Origin of the sequence: Pseudomonas sp. Leaf434 (assembly GCF_001425545.1) — a bacterium.
GTDB classification, from domain to species: domain Bacteria; phylum Pseudomonadota; class Gammaproteobacteria; order Pseudomonadales; family Pseudomonadaceae; genus Aquipseudomonas; species Aquipseudomonas siliginis.
The window spans coordinates 175834-192621 of the sequence record NZ_LMQZ01000010.1; the positions used below are offsets into that span (position 1 = coordinate 175834).

The following is a 16788-nucleotide window of genomic DNA, read 5'->3' on the forward strand; positions in this document are numbered from 1 at the left end:
TAAATCAGGGCTGGCGTGCCGCGGGTAGCTCTTCGGCTGTCATTCGACGGCGGACGCTTCAATCTTGTCCAGGCGTGGCGCCTTGCTGCTGCAACGGCGCTGGTCCTGACGCTGGGCCACTTCTTGTACCTCACGGCGAGTGACAAGGTCGGCCAAGCTGATACCGCTCAGAAATTCGTGAATCTGCAGGCTCAAGTCGCACCACAGATGATGGGTCAGGCAGGTATCACCGGAATGGCAATCGCCCTGGCCCTGGCACTTGGTGGCATCGACCGATTCGTTCACCGCATCGATCACCTGGGCGACCTGGATGCCCTGCATGTCGCGGGACAACTGGTAGCCACCACCCGGACCGCGAACGCTGGAAACCAGGTTGCTGCGGCGCAGCTTGGCAAACAGCTGCTCGAGGTAGGACAGGGAGATGCCTTGGCGCTCGGAGATATCGGCCAGAGACACCGGCCCGTGCTGCGCGTGCAACGCCAGGTCAAGCATGGCGGTCACGGCGTATCGGCCTTTTGTAGTCAGTCGCATGGACAGTTACCACGGAGTTCGGAATGGGCGGGAGTATGCAATTCCCGAGCATTTAAGTCAACTATAAGACCTAGTGCTTTAGTCGGGTTTACCCGCAAAAGAGCGCGCGCACTATAGCAAAGACGGGCTGCGGACAGCCAGCGGAACCGCGTGATCGTTCTTCGCGAGCAGGCTCGCTCCCACATTGGAATGCATTGCTCTTGTGGGAGCGAGCCTGCTCGCGAAAAGCAGCGCCGCGGTTCAGCCGGCTTTCGATTCGTCCTTGCCCTTGACGCAAGCGAAGTCTTCTTCACGCAGTTCAGGCAGATCTTTCGCACAGTAATTGCTGCCCAGATCCTTCAGTGCGCCGCACATGCCTTCCAGACGCCCGTCCACTGCCTGCAGATGATCGAGCAACTGGCCAATGGCGCGAGCCACCGGGTCGGGCATGTCTTCGCTGACACCGTAGGCGTCGAAACCGATCTTTTCCGCCATGGCTTTGCGCTTGGCGTCCTGCTCTTCGTCGGTCTTGACGATGATCCGCCCCGGAATCCCCACTACAGTGGCGCCCGGCGGCACCTCCTTGGTCACGACAGCGTTGGAGCCGACTTTGGCACCAGCACCGACTGTGAACGGTCCAAGCACCTTGGCGCCAGCGCCGACCACCACGCCATCACCCAGTGTCGGGTGACGCTTGCCTTTGTTCCAGCTGGTGCCGCCGAGGGTCACACCCTGATAGATAGTAACGTCGTCGCCGATCTCGGCGGTTTCACCAATGACGATGCCCATGCCGTGGTCGATGAAGAAACGCCGACCGACCTTGGCGCCCGGGTGAATCTCGATCCCGGTCAGCCAGCGACCAAAGTTCGACACCAGCCGCGCCAGCCATTTCAGCTCGTTGCGCCAGAGCATGCCGGCCAGACGATGAATCCAGATCGCATGCATGCCGGGGTAGCAGGTCAGGACTTCAAAAGCGTTACGTGCCGCCGGGTCTCGATGGAATACGCTCTGGATATCTTCACGCAAACGCTCAAACATCATTCAATCCTTCCGCTTTAGAAGCTCGCCACGGGCCGCTTTCTGGGTTTCCGTGAGGATGCCACGCAAAATATTCATTTCCGCCCGGCTGACCGAGCTGCGTCCGTACAACCGGCGCAGGCGCGCCATCAAGTGGCGTGGCTTTTCCGGGTCGAGGAATTCGATGGCAACCAGCGTCTGCTCCAGGTGCTCATAGAATCGCTCCAGCTCATCCATGGTCGCCAGCTCGGCGCTTTTCACCGAGGCCACTTCTTCTTTCTCGACCTTGCTTGGCTGACCCTGTGCGGCCAGCCAGGCCATGCGCACTTCATAACTCAACACCTGCACCGCCGCCCCGAGATTCAGCGAACTGAACGTCGGGTCGGAAGGGATGTGCACGTGGAAGTGACATCGCTGCAGCTCTTCGTTGGTCAGGCCGGAATCTTCACGGCCGAACACCAAAGCAATCTCCGCGCCCTGCCCGGCTTCCTCGACCACCTTGTTGCCGCATTCGCGCGGATCGAGCAGCGGCCAGGGAATACGCCGGTCGCGGGCGCTGGTGCCGAGCACCAGATTGCAGCCGACCAGAGCATCTTCCAAGGTGGCGACGACTTGCGCGTTTTCAAGGATGTCACCGGCACCGGAGGCGCGGGCATCGGCCTCGTGGTGCGGGAAGACCCGCGGATCGACCAGCACCAGTCGCGACAGACCCATGTTTTTCATGGCGCGCGCGGCCCCGCCGATGTTGCCGGGGTGGCTGGTGTTGACCAGGACGACACGAATGTTCTGCAGCAAGGGAGGCGCTCTCGGACACAGGAAAGGGGGCAAATCTTACAGAACAGCCTACCGTTAAGCTATGAAAGCGAACAGCGTCCTTCACCTGAAGAAAAGTTCTGATAGAATGCGCGGCTTTCTTTAACAACCTTAGGTGACACATCCATGCAGCCCATGCTGAATATCGCGCTGCGCGCCGCCCGCAGCGCCAGTGAACTGATCTTCCGCTCCATCGAGCGCCTGGATACCATCAAGGTCGACGAAAAAGACGCCAAGGATTACGTATCCGAGGTCGATCGCGCCGCTGAACAGAAAATCATCGATGCCCTGCGCAAGGCTTACCCGAACCACTCGATTCAGGGTGAAGAAACCGGCCTGCACGCTGGCACCGGCATCGAAGGCGAAGAGTACCTGTGGATCATCGATCCGCTGGACGGCACCACCAACTTCCTCCGTGGCATTCCGCACTTTGCAGTGAGCATTGCCTGCAAATATCGTGGCCGCCTGGAGCACGCAGTGGTTCTGGACCCGGTTCGCCAGGAAGAATTCACCGCCAGCCGTGGTCGCGGCGCTCAACTGAACGGTCGTCGTCTGCGCGTCAGCGGTCGTACCAGCCTCGACGGCGCCCTGCTCGGCACTGGCTTCCCGTTCCGTGACGACCAGATGGACAACCTCGACAACTACCTGGGCATGTTCCGCGCTCTGGTTGGCCAGACTGCCGGCATCCGCCGCGCCGGTTCGGCGAGCCTGGACCTGGCTTACGTAGCTGCCGGTCGTTTCGATGCGTTCTGGGAATCGGGCCTGTCCGAGTGGGACATGGCTGCAGGCGCCCTGCTGATTCAAGAAGCCGGCGGTCTGGTGAGCGACTTCACCGGTGGTCACGACTTCCTTGAGAAAGGCCACATCGTTGCCGGCAACACCAAATGCTTCAAGGCAGTGCTGACGGCGATCCAGCCGCACCTGCCGGCTTCGCTGAAGCGCTAAGCTTTCCGCGAAACCAAAAAAGCACCCTACGGGGTGCTTTTTTTATGTCTGCAATTCCAAACAGCACAATTCCCTGTGGGAGCGAGCCTGCTCGCGAATGGGGCGTGTCAGCAAAGAAAATATCCACTGTTAGACCGTATTCGCGAGCAGGCTCGCTCCCACAGGTGAGAATCGCGCGCTGCCCTGAATCGCGAGCACAAAAAAAGCACCCCGCAGGGTGCTTCTTTTCACAACTGTGGAGCCTTACTGAGCCGGCTCATTCTGCGACAGGATCAGCTTGCCTTCCTTGTCGACCGGAATCTGGTTGCCCGGATCGCGATCCATCCGCACCTTGCCTTCCTTGCCATCGAGCGAGTAACGCACGTCGTAGCCGACGACCTTGTCGCTGATGTCATTGACCGTGTTGCAGCGAGTTTGCGTAGTGGTGTAGGTGTCGCGGTTCTGCATACCTTCCTGCACCTTGTTACCGGCATAACCGCCGCCAACTGCACCGGCCACGGTGGCAATCTTCTTGCCGGTACCGCCGCCCACCTGATTACCCAACAAACCACCGGCTACGGCACCGATCGCCGTGCCGAGAATCTGGTGTTGATCCTTGACCGGCGCCTGCCGGGTCACGGTTACATCCTTGCATACTTCACGTGGAGTCTTGATCTGTGTCTTGACCGGCTCAACGGCTAATACTTGCGCATACTCAGGGCCGCTTTTAACCAGGCTGTAGGTGGCAACAGCACCCCCGGCTGTGACACCGACAGCACCCAATACCGCACCAACCAGCAACGACTTGTTCACATGAACCTCCTGACCATCACATGCGGGACGCGCCCGCGCTTCTCCCAGCCTTGGAGCACAAAAAAAGGCGCGAGTTCAACTCGCGCCTTTTGTCGGCTGACAGCCGGGAAATCGCTGGCCGTTATGGACGGTCGTCGACTTCCTTGTCGGTGTTGGCCGGAGGAATCAGATCCTCGGTGGTCAGGTTCAGCCAGATCAGCACCACGTTGGCGATGTAGATCGACGAGTAGGTACCCGCCAGTACACCGATGAACAGCGCGATGGAGAAGCCGAACAGGTTGTCGCCGCCGAAGAACAACAGTGCCGCGATGGCCAGCAGCGTGGAGATCGACGTCGCCATGGTGCGCAGCAGGGTCTGGGTGGTCGAGATGTTGATGTTCTCGATCAGCGTCGCCTTGCGCAGCACACGGAAGTTCTCACGTACCCGGTCGAAAACCACGATGGTGTCGTTCAGCGAATAACCGATGATCGCCAGCACCGCCGCCAGCACAGTCAGATCGAAGGTGATCTGGAAGTACGAGAGGATACCCACGGTCACGATCACGTCGTGGATCAGCGACACAATGGCGCCGACCGCAAACTTCCACTGAAAGCGGAACGCCAGGTAGATCAGGATGCCGCCGAGCGCCAGCAGCATGCCGAGGCCGCCCTGGTCGCGCAGTTCTTCACCAACCTGCGGGCCGACGAACTCGACGCGCTTGACCGTCGCCGGGTTGTCGCCGCCGACTTTCTGCAATGCGTCTGCGACCTGATGGCCCAGCTGCGGGTCTTCACCCGGCATGCGCACCAGCAAGTCAGTAGTGGCGCCGAAGTTCTGCACCACGGCTTCGTGATAACCGGAGGTCGCCAGTTGCTCGCGCACCTTGGTGACATCGGCCGGACGCTCGTAGGTCAGCTCGATGAGCGTACCGCCGGTGAAGTCCAGACCCCAGTTCATGCCCTTGGTGGCGACGCTGAACAAGGCAATGACGGTAAGCAACACGGTGACGCCGAACGCGAAGTTGCGAACGCCCATGAAGTTGATTGTACGTAACATGGCAGCCCCTTAAATCCACAACTTCTTGAAGTCACGTCCGCCAAAGATCAGGTTGACCATTGCGCGGGTCACCATGATGGCCGTGAACATCGAGGTAAAGATCCCGAGGGACATGGTCACTGCGAAACCCTTCACCGGGCCGGTGCCCATGGCGAAGAGAATGCCGCCGACCAGCAAGGTGGTCAGGTTGGCGTCGAGAATCGCGGTGAATGCCCGGCCGAAGCCTTCGTTGATTGCCCGCTGCACAGTCATGCCGGCGGCGATCTCTTCACGAATCCGCGAGAAGATCAGTACGTTGGCGTCGACCGCCATGCCCATGGTCAGGACGATACCGGCGATACCCGGCAGGGTCAGCGTGGCGCCCAGCAACGACATCAATGCCAGCAGCAGCACCATGTTCACCGCCAGCGCGACGGTGGCGATGACGCCGAAGAAGCGGTAGATGGCGATGATGAACAGCGACACGAACAGCATGCCCCACAGGGAAGCATCGATACCTTTGGTGATGTTGTCAGCACCCAGGCTCGGACCGATTGTGCGCTCTTCAGCGAAGTACATCGGTGCAGCCAGACCACCGGCACGCAGCAGCAGTGCCAGCTCGGACGACTCGCCCTGACCGTTCAGGCCAGTGATGCGGAATTGCGCACCCAGCGGCGACTGAATGGTCGCCAGGCTGATGATCTTCTTCTCCTCCTTGAACGTCTGCACCGCAACGTCTTTCTCGACGCCATCAACCACTTGCTTGGTGTAAGTGGTGACCGGACGCTGTTCGATGAAGATCACCGCCATGCTGCGGCCGACGTTGGAGCGGGTCGCGCGGCTCATCAGCTCGCCACCGTGGCCATCCAGACGGATGTTCACTTCAGGCGTGCCGTGCTCGCCGAAACCGGCCTTGGCGTCGGTGACCTGGTCACCGGTGATGATCAGACCACGCTCGATCTGCGCTGGCGGACGGTTGCCTTCGCGGAATTCGAACGACTCGGAAGTGGCTTTCGAAGCGCCCGGCTCGGCGGCCAGACGGAACTCGAGGTTGGCCGTCTTGCCGAGAATACGCTTGGCTTCGGCAGTGTCCTGCACGCCCGGCAGCTCAACCACGATGCGGTTGGCGCCCTGACGCTGCACGATCGGTTCGGCAACACCCAGCTCGTTGACGCGGTTACGTACCGTGGTCAGGTTCTGCTTGATGGAGTATTCACGGATTTCCGCCAGCTTGGCCGGGGTCATCGCCAGACGCAGCACCGGTTGACCGTTGAGATCGGCCGGAACAATGTCGAAATCGTTGAAGTTCTTGCGGATCAGCGCACGGGCCTGTTCGCGAGAATCTTCATCGCTGAAGCCCAACTGAATGGCACCGCCCAGTTGCGGCAGGCTGCGATAGCGCAGCTTCTCTTTGCGCAGCAGGCTCTTGACGTCGCCTTCGTAGACTTTCAGGCGCGCATCGAGGGCTTTGTCCATGTCCACTTCGAGCAGGAAGTGCACACCACCGGACAAGTCCAGACCCAGCTTCATCGGGTGCGCACCGAGGTTGCGCAACCATTGCGGCGTGGTCTGTGCCAGGTTCAGCGCGACGACGTAGTCATCACCCAATGCCTTGCGCACAACATCCTTGGCCGGCAGCTGGTCTTCAGCCTTGCTCAGACGGATCAGACCGCCCTTGCCGCCTGCCGTCAGCGTAGCCGCCTTGACGTTGATGCCGGACTCTTTCAGCGCTGTGCTGACGCGAGCCAGATCGGCGTCATTGACCTGCAGAGCCGTGCTGGCGCCGCTGATCTGAATGGCCGGGTCATCAGGATAAAGATTGGGAGCGGAATAAATCAGACCGATCGCCAGCACCGCCAGGATCAGAATGTATTTCCACAGAGGGTATTTGTTCAGCATCACGCCGCCCGTTATGAACGCGGGGCGCCTTGCGCGCCCCGTCGATTGAGTAGAAGTTGTTGCTCTTAGATCGCTTTCAGCGTGCCTTTTGGCAGCGTGGCGGCGATGGCGCCTTTCTGGAACTTCATTTCCACGGTGTCGGAAACTTCCAGAACCACGAAGTCATCGGCAACCTTGGTGATCTTGCCGGCGATGCCGCCAGTGGTCACGACTTCGTCGCCCTTCTGCAGGCTGCTCAGCAGGTTCTTCTGCTCTTTGGCGCGCTTGGCCTGTGGACGCCAGATCATCAGGTAGAAGATGACCAGGAAGCCGACCAGGAAAATCCACTCGAAGCCGCCGCCCATTGGGCTTGCAGCAGCCGGTGCAGCTGCGTCAGCCATGGCGTTAGAGATAAAAAAGCTCATTTAGCACTCCAGTTGCAAATGTTGAATCTTGGGGTCAGAAAACTCAGTCCAAAGGCGGGACGGGAAGTCCGCGTTTGGCGTAGAAGGCATCGACAAAGGCGGCCAATGTACCCTGTTGAATAGCCTCGCGCAAACCAGCCATCAGCACCTGATAATGGCGCAAGTTATGGATGGTATTGAGCATGCTGCCGAGCATTTCGCCGCACTTGTCCAGGTGATGCAGATAAGCGCGCGAGAAGTTCTGGCAGGTGTAGCAATCGCAGGTCGGATCCAGCGGCGATTCATCATGGCGATGGAACGCGTTACGGATCTTCAGCACACCGGTATCGATGAACAGATGCCCATTGCGGGCATTACGGGTTGGCATCACGCAATCGAACATGTCCACCCCGCGGCGCACACCCTCAACCAGATCTTCCGGTTTGCCAACGCCCATAAGGTAACGAGGTTTGTCAGCGGGCATCTGGCCCGGCAGATAATCCAGCACCTTGATCATTTCGTGCTTCGGTTCGCCCACCGACAGACCGCCGATGGCGAGGCCGTCGAAGCCGATCTTGTCGAGGCCTTCGAGCGAGCGCATGCGCAGGTTTTCATGCATGCCGCCCTGGACGATACCGAACAGCGCCGCGGTGTTGTCGCCGTGGGCATTCTTCGAACGCTGCGCCCAGCGCAGCGACAATTCCATCGATACGCGCGCGACGTCTTCGTCAGCCGGATACGGCGTGCATTCGTCGAAGATCATCACAATGTCGGAACCGAGATCGCGCTGCACCTGCATCGACTCTTCCGGGCCCATGAACACTTTGGCGCCGTCGACCGGAGAAGCGAAGGTCACGCCCTCCTCCTTGATCTTGCGCATCGCGCCGAGGCTGAACACCTGGAAGCCGCCGGAGTCGGTGAGGATCGGGCCTTTCCACTGCATGAAATCGTGCAGGTCGCCGTGCTCCTTGATCACCTGAGTGCCAGGACGCAGCCACAGGTGAAAGGTGTTGCCCAGAATGATTTCCGCGCCCGTGGCGACGATGTCGCGCGGCAGCATGCCCTTGACCGTGCCGTAGGTGCCGACCGGCATGAACGCCGGGGTCTCGACGGTGCCACGGGGAAAGGTCAGGCGACCACGACGAGCCTTGCCATCGGTGGCCAGCAGCTCAAAGGACATTCGACATTCGCGACTCATTCTGTTTCCTCTGGGCCTGTCTGTTCAGGGGCAGTTGGAGCGGGATTGCGGGTGATGAACATCGCATCCCCGTAACTGAAAAAGCGGTAGCCGTTTTCCACGGCGGCCTTGTAGGCGGCCATGGTTTCGGGATAACCGGCAAACGCCGAAACCAGCATCAACAGCGTGGATTCCGGCAAATGGAAATTGGTCACCAGGGCATCGACCACATGAAACGGCCGGCCCGGATAGATAAAGATGTCGGTGTCGCCACTGAACGGCTTGAGCACACCATCGCGCGCCGCGCTCTCCAGCGAACGCACGCTGGTGGTGCCGACCGCAATCACCCGACCGCCCCGCGCACGGCACGCAGCGACTGCATCGACCACATCCTGGCCGACTTCCAGCCACTCGCTGTGCATGTGGTGATCTTCGATCTTCTCGACGCGCACCGGCTGGAACGTCCCCGCGCCGACGTGCAACGTCACGAACGCAGTCTCGACGCCCTTGGCGGCAATCGCCTGCATCAGCGGCTCATCGAAATGCAGCCCCGCCGTCGGCGCAGCGACCGCACCCAGACGCTGGGCGTACACGGTCTGATAACGCTCGCGATCCGAGCCTTCATCCGGGCGGTCTATATAAGGAGGCAATGGCATGTGCCCGACGCGATCGAGCAGCGGCAACACTTCCTCGGCAAAACCCAGCTCGAACAGCGCATCATGACGCGCGAGCATCTCGGCTTCGCCACCGCCGTCGATAAGGATCTTCGAACCCGGCTTCGGCGACTTGCTGGAGCGCACATGAGCCAGCACGCGGTGCGCATCGAGCACGCGCTCGATGAGAATTTCCAGCTTGCCGCCGGACGCTTTCTGCCCGAACAGCCGCGCCGGAATCACCCGGGTATTGTTGAACACCATCAAATCGCCCGGGCGCAAATGCTCAAGCAAATCAGTGAATTGACGGTGTGCCAGGGCGCCGCTCGGCCCATCAAGGGTCAGCAGGCGACTACCGCGACGCTCGGCCAACGGATGGCGGGCGATCAGCGAATCAGGAAGCTCGAAAGTAAAGTCAGCAACGCGCATGATGGGGTTCGTCTAGCAGGGCCGGAAAGTCTAGCGGAAATATCAAAAATTGACCATGAAACGTGATTGACCAACGGTAATCACCTCTCTATACTTCGCCGCCATTGAGCCCTGATGGCGGAATTGGTAGACGCGGCGGATTCAAAATCCGTTTTCGAAAGGAGTGGGAGTTCGAGTCTCCCTCGGGGCACCAACACAGAGGAAAAGGTCTTGCGAAAGCAGGGCCTTTTTTTCGTCTGGTGGAAAGTGGTTGGTGCAATGCCGACCACTAAAGCCCCGCCCGACGATTGAGCTTGAAGCGACCTGAATCACCGCATAGGTGAAACAAAAGGTGGCTTTTACCATCGAGGAATACCAAACCGCATGCAACCGTCCTCATAGCCTAGAGGCTATCTCCTTCCACATGTAGTCATAGTTGTACTCCAACCAACGCACCAATAATCTGTCGTACTGCCTGCGAAACCAATTGCGCCGTCGCGCCGCGAGCCTCTCCTCTATCTCGGATCTGAGCCAATCAGGGTCGAACCCAGTCCATACAGTGGGCAGAACTGCAGCAATGTTTGTGAAACCACACTGGTGCTACTTCTGAATAAAAAATCTTGTAGAGCACCGCTGGATCAACGCCCTTGAGCTGACGAACGACGTAGTCGTAATCAGTGGGGAAATGATTGAAAGGCTCCGATAAGGCATCTCTGACCCTAGTCAGTTGTGGTTCATTCAGATGATGTCCCAATGCAAAAATCCTCCGATTCCTTATCCAGTAACTCGCTACCGTTTCGTCTGCAGATCTGCGTGTAACCGCACCGACGACAATCGTATGCATATCGCTATGGCGAGCCATGGCCAAAACTGACGTCATTTTGCCGAGCAACAGCTCAAGTCCATAATCGGGCGCTTGCCCAACCTATTCCTTAGCCCCAAACATCCGCTCAGCAATCTCCCGCCCCCGCTCCATCCCTTCCTTCGTCAACCATATCGACTTGTTCCTGTTCACCGGATTACTGATCAAACCCTGTTCGTGCAAGCGGTTCATGATTTCGAAGTCATAGCCCTTCCACGCATTGCCGTCGTCGGAGCTATAGGCAGCCAGGAGAGCAAGGACGGCGTCGTCGATCAGTTTCATGTCGTATTCCATGATGGTCACTCCGCTGATGTTCAGTTTTTGTAATCAAAGCGTCGTATCAAAGTGGATGTCAATGCTGCGCGAGCTTGAGAGTTTAGATGGCCGATTGCTGGTTGCCTCGCATGCGATGACCGCCCGTATAATCGCGCCCGCAAAATAGACTTCCGCTGGTACTTCGCGCATCGGGCTCAAGCCCTTCACTTCACTGACAGACATCCCCATGGAAACCTCACTGGAAACCGTCGCCCTCTTCTCCCTCAAACTTGCCTACGAAGAAGAAGGCCTGAGCCCGATCCTGCGCGATGACATGGTCATGGGCGATTATCAGAAAGACGTTTTCGAGTTACTGGTGAAACGCGGCGATGTCGAGGCCATTCAGTTCAAGATGAACGAATGCCTGAACCTGGCGCTGGATGCCTTGGGTGGGGTCGAGAAGCCGTTGGGGCGGGAGTTGCGCAAGTTGTCGGCGGAGTTGGCTCAGGCGCGGTCGGTGGAGCAGCTGGGTCAGCCGCTGCTCGCGCTGAAAGGGTATCTGCGCGACATTCTTTGAGTGCCGCGCTACAACCATGCCGGTATCTCTCCTGTCAGCGACGTGCTTTCAGCACTCGAATATCCGTTGGGAAGCCGTCAGCGCCCACCAGTTTTTTCCAGCCCATGTACTGAAATTCGCCATTGGGATCAATGTAGTCGCCCTTCTCTGGTTGCCCCCCGCCAACTATCGCAACACGCTTCACTTCGCCACAGCCGCCATCCGACGGTCGCACCGTGTAGATCACATAGGGCTTCACGTATTGCGTGGCGCGGAAGTATTGGCCGCAGATTTCGTCGACGGTAATCAGCATGGTTTTCAGGCGGGCTTCGCCGTCGGTGTCTTCGTGCAGTTTCAGGAAAGAGATGTCGCCGACGTCGCTGTAGCCGAGGGAACGGGCGCGTTGGTAGGCGGGGGAGTTCTGGTGTGCAATTCTGCCCTCCTCCACACCGCGTTGCATTTGCGCGGCGAACTCGGCTTTGCCTTGGGCCAGGGTTGCCTCGGCGTGGGCGGCGACGTTTTCGCAGTGGGCGTACTCGCTGGAGTCGAGGTGTTGCGGGAGCAGGTTAAGGCGGCGCTCGTTCATGGAGGCGAGGCTGTCTTGCAGGCCGGACGTTAGTGCATAGGCAGCGGAGACGCGACCGCTCTGGACGTCGGCGATTGTTTCCTGCATCCGCTGGCAATTGGCGAGGTAGTAATCCCAGCTGGCTTGCGGGTGTTCTTTCGCGAAGCAGAAGGCTGGGGTAATGGAGACGGCAAGGGTGAGAGCGCCGAGCAGTTGCAGCAAACGGGTTGTGGAAAACATGGGTAGTCCATTACAGAGAAGGCATGGCGCGACGCTACTATTTTGCTATCGTTCCGTCCACTCTCAACAGGCGAACAAGTTGTCGCCTCTGTCTCGTGGCAAGGAAAGAAATCCGATGGATGCTGTGTTGTGTTTAGTGGTCATGGCGGCAATGTGGTTCTGGGTGGTGCGACAGCGCGGGCACTGGAATCTGTTGTTGGCAAACCTTGCCGGAGCGGGCAGCGCTGTGGTGGCGGGCATTGTCTTCACACTGCTTTATGACGGGCTGTTCGGCACCACTATGGCAGCGCCGGGACTGCATAACAGCCTGGTGGTGTTCATGACCAGCGCGGGCGTTCTGGCGGGTGTGTGGTTGTGGATCGCCAAGCGTCGACAGCCGGCGCATCCGGTTGCACGTCAACTGCTCGCGGGCGCCTGTGGCGTTGCCGCCGGCATGGTCACGTTGATTTTTCTGGCGGCGAATTATTTTCCGCAACCGTAGCCGGACGGCGCGTCTATTTTGCTATCTTGCCGCGCATCGTCGGTGCTCGCTGATCGTCTCGCGCCGCGCTTGGATTGTTGAAAGGTAAGGAAAGGATCAAATGGAGTTTTTGCGTTTTCTGGCGTTCGTCGCTGTCTGGGGTTTCATGTGGCGCTGGGTGGTGAAGAACCGCGGCAGCTGGAATATTTTCTACGGCAACATCGTTGGCGCGGCGGGTGGGTTCATTGTCGGGCTGGTGATGTTGTCGATCACCTTTTCGCTGTTTCCTTCGTCGTTCGATCACGAGGCGCAGGCGCAAAACACGCCAGTCGTCGAGTCGACCTCTGTGTTGCCTGAAGCCGAGGCAGTCACGCCCGTCACCGAGCTGAAAGATGCGCCGGTTTTTGCTGCCATCGAAGCGGACGACAAGCCTTCCCCGCCGGACTCCGCACTGTTGCCGAATAACGTCAGCCGGGCGCCGAAATCAATGGCGGTACAAACGGTGCTGAATCAAAGCGACTACGAGGGTCGCATGGCCCTCGCCGCGCTGAACAAGAAGTTGCGCGGCGACACACAGGCCGACAAATCGATGATCGCGTATGTCATGTGCAGCCCGTTTGTCACCAGCACCCTGCGTTATCCCGCTTCGGCGCGTTTTGCTGACAGCAAAGCGCTGGTCAGTCATCGCTACAAGGATCAGGTCTACAGCTTCAGCAACAGCGTCACTGCGCGCAACATGAATGGCGACGATGTCACCTACCGTTTCGATTGCTCCGTGCAGGAATTGCCACGGGTTGATGCGACGGCTGGGGAGTGGCGTTTGCTGGCGCTGAAACTGCAAAAAGCCGACTCTTAAGGCTGATTTAAGGGATCAAGGCGCCGGCTGCGCTATCATCGCCGGCCTGTGCGCCTTGAACCTTGCCCTCAATGTTTTCAACACCTGATGACCTGATCTCTCTGCCTCCTGTCCTGGCCGGCCCGCTGCTGCGGCGGCTGGAGCCGACGCGCGTGGTGCTGTGGCTGGTGGGCTCGCGTGAACTGGCGCTGACCTTGCGCCTGCAAGGTGTAGGAGATATTCCGCTCGACTCAGAGAAATGCACGGTCATTGCCGTAGGCCGTCATGCGTTCGTGCATCTGATAGACGTTCAGCTTGAAAGCGCCCTGCCCTGCGACACGTTTATCGATTACGACCTGCTGATCGACGACGCCATCGGTATGGCTGAGTGGGCGCCTCATCTGCTTTTCCCCGGCGCTACCTGCGCGAACCTCGTCGTGCGTTCGCGGATCGATCAATTGCTCCACGGTTCCTGCCGCAAGCCACATCATCCGGCAACCGACGGTTTGCTCTGCGTCGATCAATTGCTGGCCGACGAAGCCGATGCGCAACACCGTCCGGCGTTGCTGATGATGAGTGGTGATCAGGTCTATGCCGACGACGTCGCCGGCCCGATGCTGCGGGCGATTCATGCCCTGATCGAGCGTCTCGGTCTGTTCGATGAGCACCTTGACGGTGCCGTGGTCAGCGACAGCGCCAAGCTCTACCAACACCCGGCCAGCTACTACCACCGTGCGGATTTATTACCGGCGCTAGAGAGCAACGAGACCTTGCGCGAGCGATTTTTCGGTGGCGCGCGTAAGCCGATTTTCACCAGCAGCAGTGCCGACAATCACCTGGTGACGTTCGCCGAAGTCATGGCCATGTACATGCTGGTGTGGTCGCCGACGCCGTGGTCGCTGATCAATCCGAGCGCGCCGACGCTGACGCCGGAACGCCGCAAGCGCTACCACCTCGAGCAGACGCGCATCGATGCCTTCAAGACGGGCCTGGGCAATGTCGCGCGGGCGCTGGCGCATCTGCCGAGCCTGATGATTTTCGATGATCACGACATCACCGATGACTGGAATCTTTCTGCGCAGTGGGAGGAAACCGCCTACGGCCATCCGTTTTCCAAGCGCATTATCGGCAACGCGCTGATTGCTTATCTGTTGTGCCAGGGTTGGGGCAACAATCCGGATGCCTTCAAGGACGTGCTGGAGCAAACCGCACGACTGAGCGCCAGCGGTGATGACGGCTATCTGGACATGCCGGTGCAGGACGATCTGATTGATCAGTTGCTGCGTTATCAGCAGTGGCATTTTGTGTTGCCGAGCAGTCCGGCACTGGTGGTGATAGATACGCGCACCCGGCGCTGGCGCAGCGAGATGGCCCTCAAGCAACCGTCGGGCCTGCTCGACTGGGAAGCCTTGAGCGAACTGCAACAGGAACTGCTCGATCACCCTTCGGCAATCATCGTGTCGCCGGCGCCGATCTTTGGCGTCAAGCTGATTGAAACCGTGCAGAAAGTGTTCAGCTGGTGCGGTTATCCGCTGCTGGTCGACGCGGAAAACTGGATGGCCCATCGCGGCGCGGCGCAGGTGATCCTGAACATTTTCCGACACTCGCGCACACCCGGAAACTACGTGGTGCTGTCCGGCGATGTGCATTATTCCTTCGTCTACGAAGTCCTGATCCGCCACCGCAAGGCCGGCCCACGGATCTGGCAGATCACCAGCAGCGGCATCAAGAACGAATTCCCACCGACCCTGCTGGAATGGTTCGACCGCCTCAACCGCTGGCTCTACTCACCACGCTCACCGTTGAACTGGTTCACCAAACGCCGCCTGATGCGCATCGTCCCGTACACGCCGGAACATGCCGAGGCCGGGGAACGGCTGTGGAATTCGGCGGGGATCGGACAGGTGTTTTTCAATGAACAGGGGCAGCCGAGCGAGATTGTTCAGCACAACTCGAATGGGGCGGAGAAGACGAGGATGCTGGCGCCGGAGTTTGCAAATGCGCCGGACTAAAGCCATGCGCTGATCTGTGGGAGCGAGCCTGCTCGCGAAGGCGCAATTTCAGTCGACACCTACTGTGAATAGTCGACCGCTTTCGCGAGCAGGCTCGCTCCCACAGGGTTTTGCGCAGACCAATCAATGTGCGGCCAGAGCCCGCCCAACCCCTCTGACAATCATCCCCACCTCGCGCTCATCAATCGTCAGCGGCGGGAGCAACCTGATGGTCTTGCCACGAGTCACGTTGATCAACAAGCCGTGATCCCGCGCAGCGATCAGCGTCAGGTCGCGCACCGGTTGTTTCAGTTCGATACCGATCATGAGGCCCTGCCCCCGGATTGCCAGCACGTTCGGGTTGTCTGCCAATTCGGCGCGCAAGCGTTCCAGCAGCCGTGCGCCCTGCACCCGCGCATTCGCCAGCAGGCCTTGTTCTTCGATGATGTCCAGCACCGTGCAGCCGACCCGGCAGGCCAGTGGATTGCCGCCGAAAGTGCTGCCATGGCTGCCCGGGGTGAACAGGTCGGCCGCGCGGCCACGGGCCAGGCAGGCGCCGATCGGCACGCCATTGCCCAAGCCTTTGGCAAGGGTCATGACATCGGGCACGATGCCTTCGTGCTGAAAGGCGAACCACTGCCCGGTGCGGCCGATGCCGGTCTGGATTTCATCGAGCATCAACAGCCACGCGTGGCGATTGCACAGGTCGCGCAGGGCCTTGAGATAACCAGGCGGTGCGATTTGCACGCCACTTTCGCCCTGAATCGGCTCGACCAGAATCGCCACGATGCGCGCGCCGTGTTTGCGCTGTATTTGCTCCAGCGCGGCGAGATCGCCGAACGGCACTTTGACGAAGTCCCCCGGCAGTTCGTTGAAGCCCAGCCGCACCGCCGGGCCATCGCTGGCGGACAAGGTGCCAAGGGTGCGGCCATGAAACGCGTTGGCCATGACCACCACCAGCGGCTGCTCGATGCCTTTGCGCCAGCCGTACAGACGCGCCAGTTTCAGCGCCGTTTCGTTCGCTTCGGCGCCGGAGTTGTTGAAGAACGCGCGCTGCATGCCCGACAACACCGTCAGCCGTTTGGCCAGTTGTTGCTGCCAGTCGATGCTGTACAGGTTTGAGGTGTGCAGCAGCAGCCCCGCTTGCTCGCTGATCGCCGCGACGATGCGCGGATGCGAGTGGCCGACGTTGGTCACTGCCACACCGGCAACAGCGTCCAGATATTCGCGCCCCGCCTGATCCCACAGGCGCGTGCCCAGGCCCTTGGTGAAACTCAGGGCCAGTGGTTGGTAGGTGTTCATCAGGGCGGCGGTCATGACGTGAAACTCCATTGCAGGTCGGTGTATTTGCAGTATGGTTAGCCACCTGAGCTGGATAAACCCGGAAAAACTTCAATCATTTAAAAGCCGAG

The 16788-nt window shown here is 59.6% G+C and carries 17 protein-coding genes, 1 tRNA gene and 1 pseudogene; 6 read left to right on the top strand and 13 right to left on the bottom strand.

Annotated features, from left to right (window positions below):
- Window positions 1–39 precede the first annotated feature (39 nt).
- The 3 genes from iscR to trmJ form a co-directional block, all read right to left on the bottom strand.
- Window positions 40–531 carry a Fe-S cluster assembly transcriptional regulator IscR gene (iscR, locus tag ASG55_RS21300; protein WP_016773323.1) on the bottom strand — a complete coding sequence of 164 codons (492 nt, stop codon included), beginning with the start codon at window positions 529–531 and terminating at the stop codon, window positions 40–42.
- 240 nt (window positions 532–771) lie between these two features.
- A complete protein-coding gene (gene cysE, locus ASG55_RS21305; RefSeq protein WP_024014221.1) occupies window positions 772–1548 on the bottom strand; it encodes a serine O-acetyltransferase in 777 nt (258 codons plus the stop codon).
- Window positions 1549–1551: 3 nt separating this feature from the next.
- The gene (gene trmJ / locus ASG55_RS21310; protein ID WP_041479930.1) at window positions 1552–2322 is read right to left on the bottom strand and encodes a tRNA (cytosine(32)/uridine(32)-2'-O)-methyltransferase TrmJ; all 771 of its coding nucleotides are present in this window, start codon (window positions 2320–2322) and stop codon (window positions 1552–1554) included.
- A gap of 144 nt (window positions 2323–2466) precedes the next feature.
- On the opposite strand from trmJ, the gene suhB reads away from it, so the two are divergent.
- On the top strand, window positions 2467–3285 hold the full coding sequence (gene suhB, locus ASG55_RS21315) for a type III secretion system regulator SuhB (protein ID WP_016773320.1): 819 nt from the start codon (window positions 2467–2469) through the stop codon (window positions 3283–3285).
- A gap of 243 nt (window positions 3286–3528) precedes the next feature.
- Here the strand turns inward: suhB and ASG55_RS21320 are convergent, their stop codons facing one another.
- The 6 genes from ASG55_RS21320 to queA form a co-directional block, all read right to left on the bottom strand.
- A complete protein-coding gene (locus ASG55_RS21320; RefSeq protein ID WP_041479931.1) occupies window positions 3529–4077 on the bottom strand; it encodes a glycine zipper 2TM domain-containing protein in 549 nt (182 codons plus the stop codon).
- A gap of 121 nt (window positions 4078–4198) precedes the next feature.
- Window positions 4199–5113, bottom strand: coding sequence for a protein translocase subunit SecF (secF, locus tag ASG55_RS21325; RefSeq protein WP_041479932.1), 915 nt, complete (start codon window positions 5111–5113; stop codon window positions 4199–4201).
- Window positions 5114–5122: 9 nt separating this feature from the next.
- On the bottom strand, window positions 5123–6991 hold the full coding sequence (gene secD / locus ASG55_RS21330) for a protein translocase subunit SecD (RefSeq protein ID WP_016773318.1): 1869 nt from the start codon (window positions 6989–6991) through the stop codon (window positions 5123–5125).
- Between the two features lie 65 nt (window positions 6992–7056).
- A complete protein-coding gene (yajC, locus tag ASG55_RS21335; RefSeq protein ID WP_016773317.1) occupies window positions 7057–7395 on the bottom strand; it encodes a preprotein translocase subunit YajC in 339 nt (112 codons plus the stop codon).
- A gap of 43 nt (window positions 7396–7438) precedes the next feature.
- Window positions 7439–8554, bottom strand: coding sequence for a tRNA guanosine(34) transglycosylase Tgt (gene tgt / locus ASG55_RS21340; protein ID WP_160768392.1), 1116 nt, complete (start codon window positions 8552–8554; stop codon window positions 7439–7441).
- A gap of 14 nt (window positions 8555–8568) precedes the next feature.
- Window positions 8569–9633, bottom strand: a complete 1065-nt coding sequence (queA, locus tag ASG55_RS21345) for a tRNA preQ1(34) S-adenosylmethionine ribosyltransferase-isomerase QueA (RefSeq protein ID WP_016773315.1) — start codon at window positions 9631–9633, stop codon at window positions 8569–8571.
- Between the two features lie 108 nt (window positions 9634–9741).
- Between queA and ASG55_RS21350 the strand changes: the two genes are divergently transcribed.
- Window positions 9742–9826: transfer RNA gene (locus ASG55_RS21350), tRNA-Leu, on the top strand.
- A 182-nt stretch (window positions 9827–10008) separates the two neighbouring features.
- Here ASG55_RS21350 and ASG55_RS27325 read toward each other — a convergent pair.
- Window positions 10009–10366: pseudogene (locus ASG55_RS27325) on the bottom strand (DUF7079 family protein).
- Between the two features lie 171 nt (window positions 10367–10537).
- On the bottom strand, window positions 10538–10756 hold the full coding sequence (locus ASG55_RS21355; protein WP_236708192.1) for a DUF6429 family protein: 219 nt from the start codon (window positions 10754–10756) through the stop codon (window positions 10538–10540).
- 220 nt (window positions 10757–10976) lie between these two features.
- Here ASG55_RS21355 and ASG55_RS21360 point away from each other — a divergent pair, with 220 nt between their 5' ends.
- On the top strand, window positions 10977–11306 hold the full coding sequence (locus ASG55_RS21360; RefSeq protein ID WP_016773313.1) for a hypothetical protein: 330 nt from the start codon (window positions 10977–10979) through the stop codon (window positions 11304–11306).
- 34 nt (window positions 11307–11340) lie between these two features.
- Here ASG55_RS21360 and ASG55_RS21365 read toward each other — a convergent pair whose 3' ends face one another.
- Window positions 11341–12090, bottom strand: coding sequence for a hypothetical protein (locus ASG55_RS21365; protein ID WP_056790170.1), 750 nt, complete (start codon window positions 12088–12090; stop codon window positions 11341–11343).
- 115 nt (window positions 12091–12205) lie between these two features.
- Here ASG55_RS21365 and ASG55_RS21370 point away from each other — a divergent pair, with 115 nt between their 5' ends.
- The 3 genes from ASG55_RS21370 to ASG55_RS21380 all read left to right on the top strand — a co-directional run bounded on the left by ASG55_RS21370 (window position 12206) and on the right by ASG55_RS21380 (window position 15397).
- A complete protein-coding gene (locus tag ASG55_RS21370) occupies window positions 12206–12571 on the top strand; it encodes a hypothetical protein (RefSeq protein WP_016773311.1) in 366 nt (121 codons plus the stop codon).
- Between the two features lie 100 nt (window positions 12572–12671).
- The gene (locus ASG55_RS21375) at window positions 12672–13406 is read left to right on the top strand and encodes a hypothetical protein (RefSeq protein WP_056790172.1); all 735 of its coding nucleotides are present in this window, start codon (window positions 12672–12674) and stop codon (window positions 13404–13406) included.
- Between the two features lie 71 nt (window positions 13407–13477).
- Complete coding sequence (locus tag ASG55_RS21380; RefSeq protein ID WP_056790175.1) at window positions 13478–15397, top strand: alkaline phosphatase D family protein; 1920 nt, start codon at window positions 13478–13480, stop codon at window positions 15395–15397.
- A 123-nt stretch (window positions 15398–15520) separates the two neighbouring features.
- On the opposite strand, the gene ASG55_RS21385 is transcribed toward ASG55_RS21380, so the two are convergent.
- Window positions 15521–16693: an aspartate aminotransferase family protein gene (locus ASG55_RS21385; protein ID WP_056790178.1), complete on the bottom strand. Its 1173-nt coding sequence runs from the start codon at window positions 16691–16693 to the stop codon at window positions 15521–15523.
- Window positions 16694–16788 lie beyond the last annotated feature (95 nt).

What these genes read in the sequence shown, in the direction of transcription:
- iscR (WP_016773323.1), bottom strand. Translation starts at nt 531, where the DNA reads ATGCGACTGACTACAAAAGGCCGATACGCCGTGACCGCCATGCTTGAC.
- cysE (WP_024014221.1), bottom strand. Translation starts at nt 1,548, where the DNA reads ATGTTTGAGCGTTTGCGTGAAGATATCCAGAGCGTATTCCATCGAGAC.
- suhB (WP_016773320.1), top strand. Translation starts at nt 2,467, where the DNA reads ATGCAGCCCATGCTGAATATCGCGCTGCGCGCCGCCCGCAGCGCCAGT.
- secF (WP_041479932.1), bottom strand. Translation starts at nt 5,113, where the DNA reads ATGTTACGTACAATCAACTTCATGGGCGTTCGCAACTTCGCGTTCGGC.
- secD (WP_016773318.1), bottom strand. Translation starts at nt 6,991, where the DNA reads ATGCTGAACAAATACCCTCTGTGGAAATACATTCTGATCCTGGCGGTG.
- yajC (WP_016773317.1), bottom strand. Translation starts at nt 7,395, where the DNA reads ATGAGCTTTTTTATCTCTAACGCCATGGCTGACGCAGCTGCACCGGCT.
- tgt (WP_160768392.1), bottom strand. Translation starts at nt 8,554, where the DNA reads ATGTCCTTTGAGCTGCTGGCCACCGATGGCAAGGCTCGTCGTGGTCGC.
- queA (WP_016773315.1), bottom strand. Translation starts at nt 9,633, where the DNA reads ATGCGCGTTGCTGACTTTACTTTCGAGCTTCCTGATTCGCTGATCGCC.
- ASG55_RS21355 (WP_236708192.1), bottom strand. Translation starts at nt 10,756, where the DNA reads ATGAAACTGATCGACGACGCCGTCCTTGCTCTCCTGGCTGCCTATAGC.
- ASG55_RS21360 (WP_016773313.1), top strand. Translation starts at nt 10,977, where the DNA reads ATGGAAACCTCACTGGAAACCGTCGCCCTCTTCTCCCTCAAACTTGCC.
- ASG55_RS21365 (WP_056790170.1), bottom strand. Translation starts at nt 12,090, where the DNA reads ATGTTTTCCACAACCCGTTTGCTGCAACTGCTCGGCGCTCTCACCCTT.
- ASG55_RS21370 (WP_016773311.1), top strand. Translation starts at nt 12,206, where the DNA reads ATGGATGCTGTGTTGTGTTTAGTGGTCATGGCGGCAATGTGGTTCTGG.
- ASG55_RS21375 (WP_056790172.1), top strand. Translation starts at nt 12,672, where the DNA reads ATGGAGTTTTTGCGTTTTCTGGCGTTCGTCGCTGTCTGGGGTTTCATG.
- ASG55_RS21380 (WP_056790175.1), top strand. Translation starts at nt 13,478, where the DNA reads ATGTTTTCAACACCTGATGACCTGATCTCTCTGCCTCCTGTCCTGGCC.
- ASG55_RS21385 (WP_056790178.1), bottom strand. Translation starts at nt 16,693, where the DNA reads ATGACCGCCGCCCTGATGAACACCTACCAACCACTGGCCCTGAGTTTC.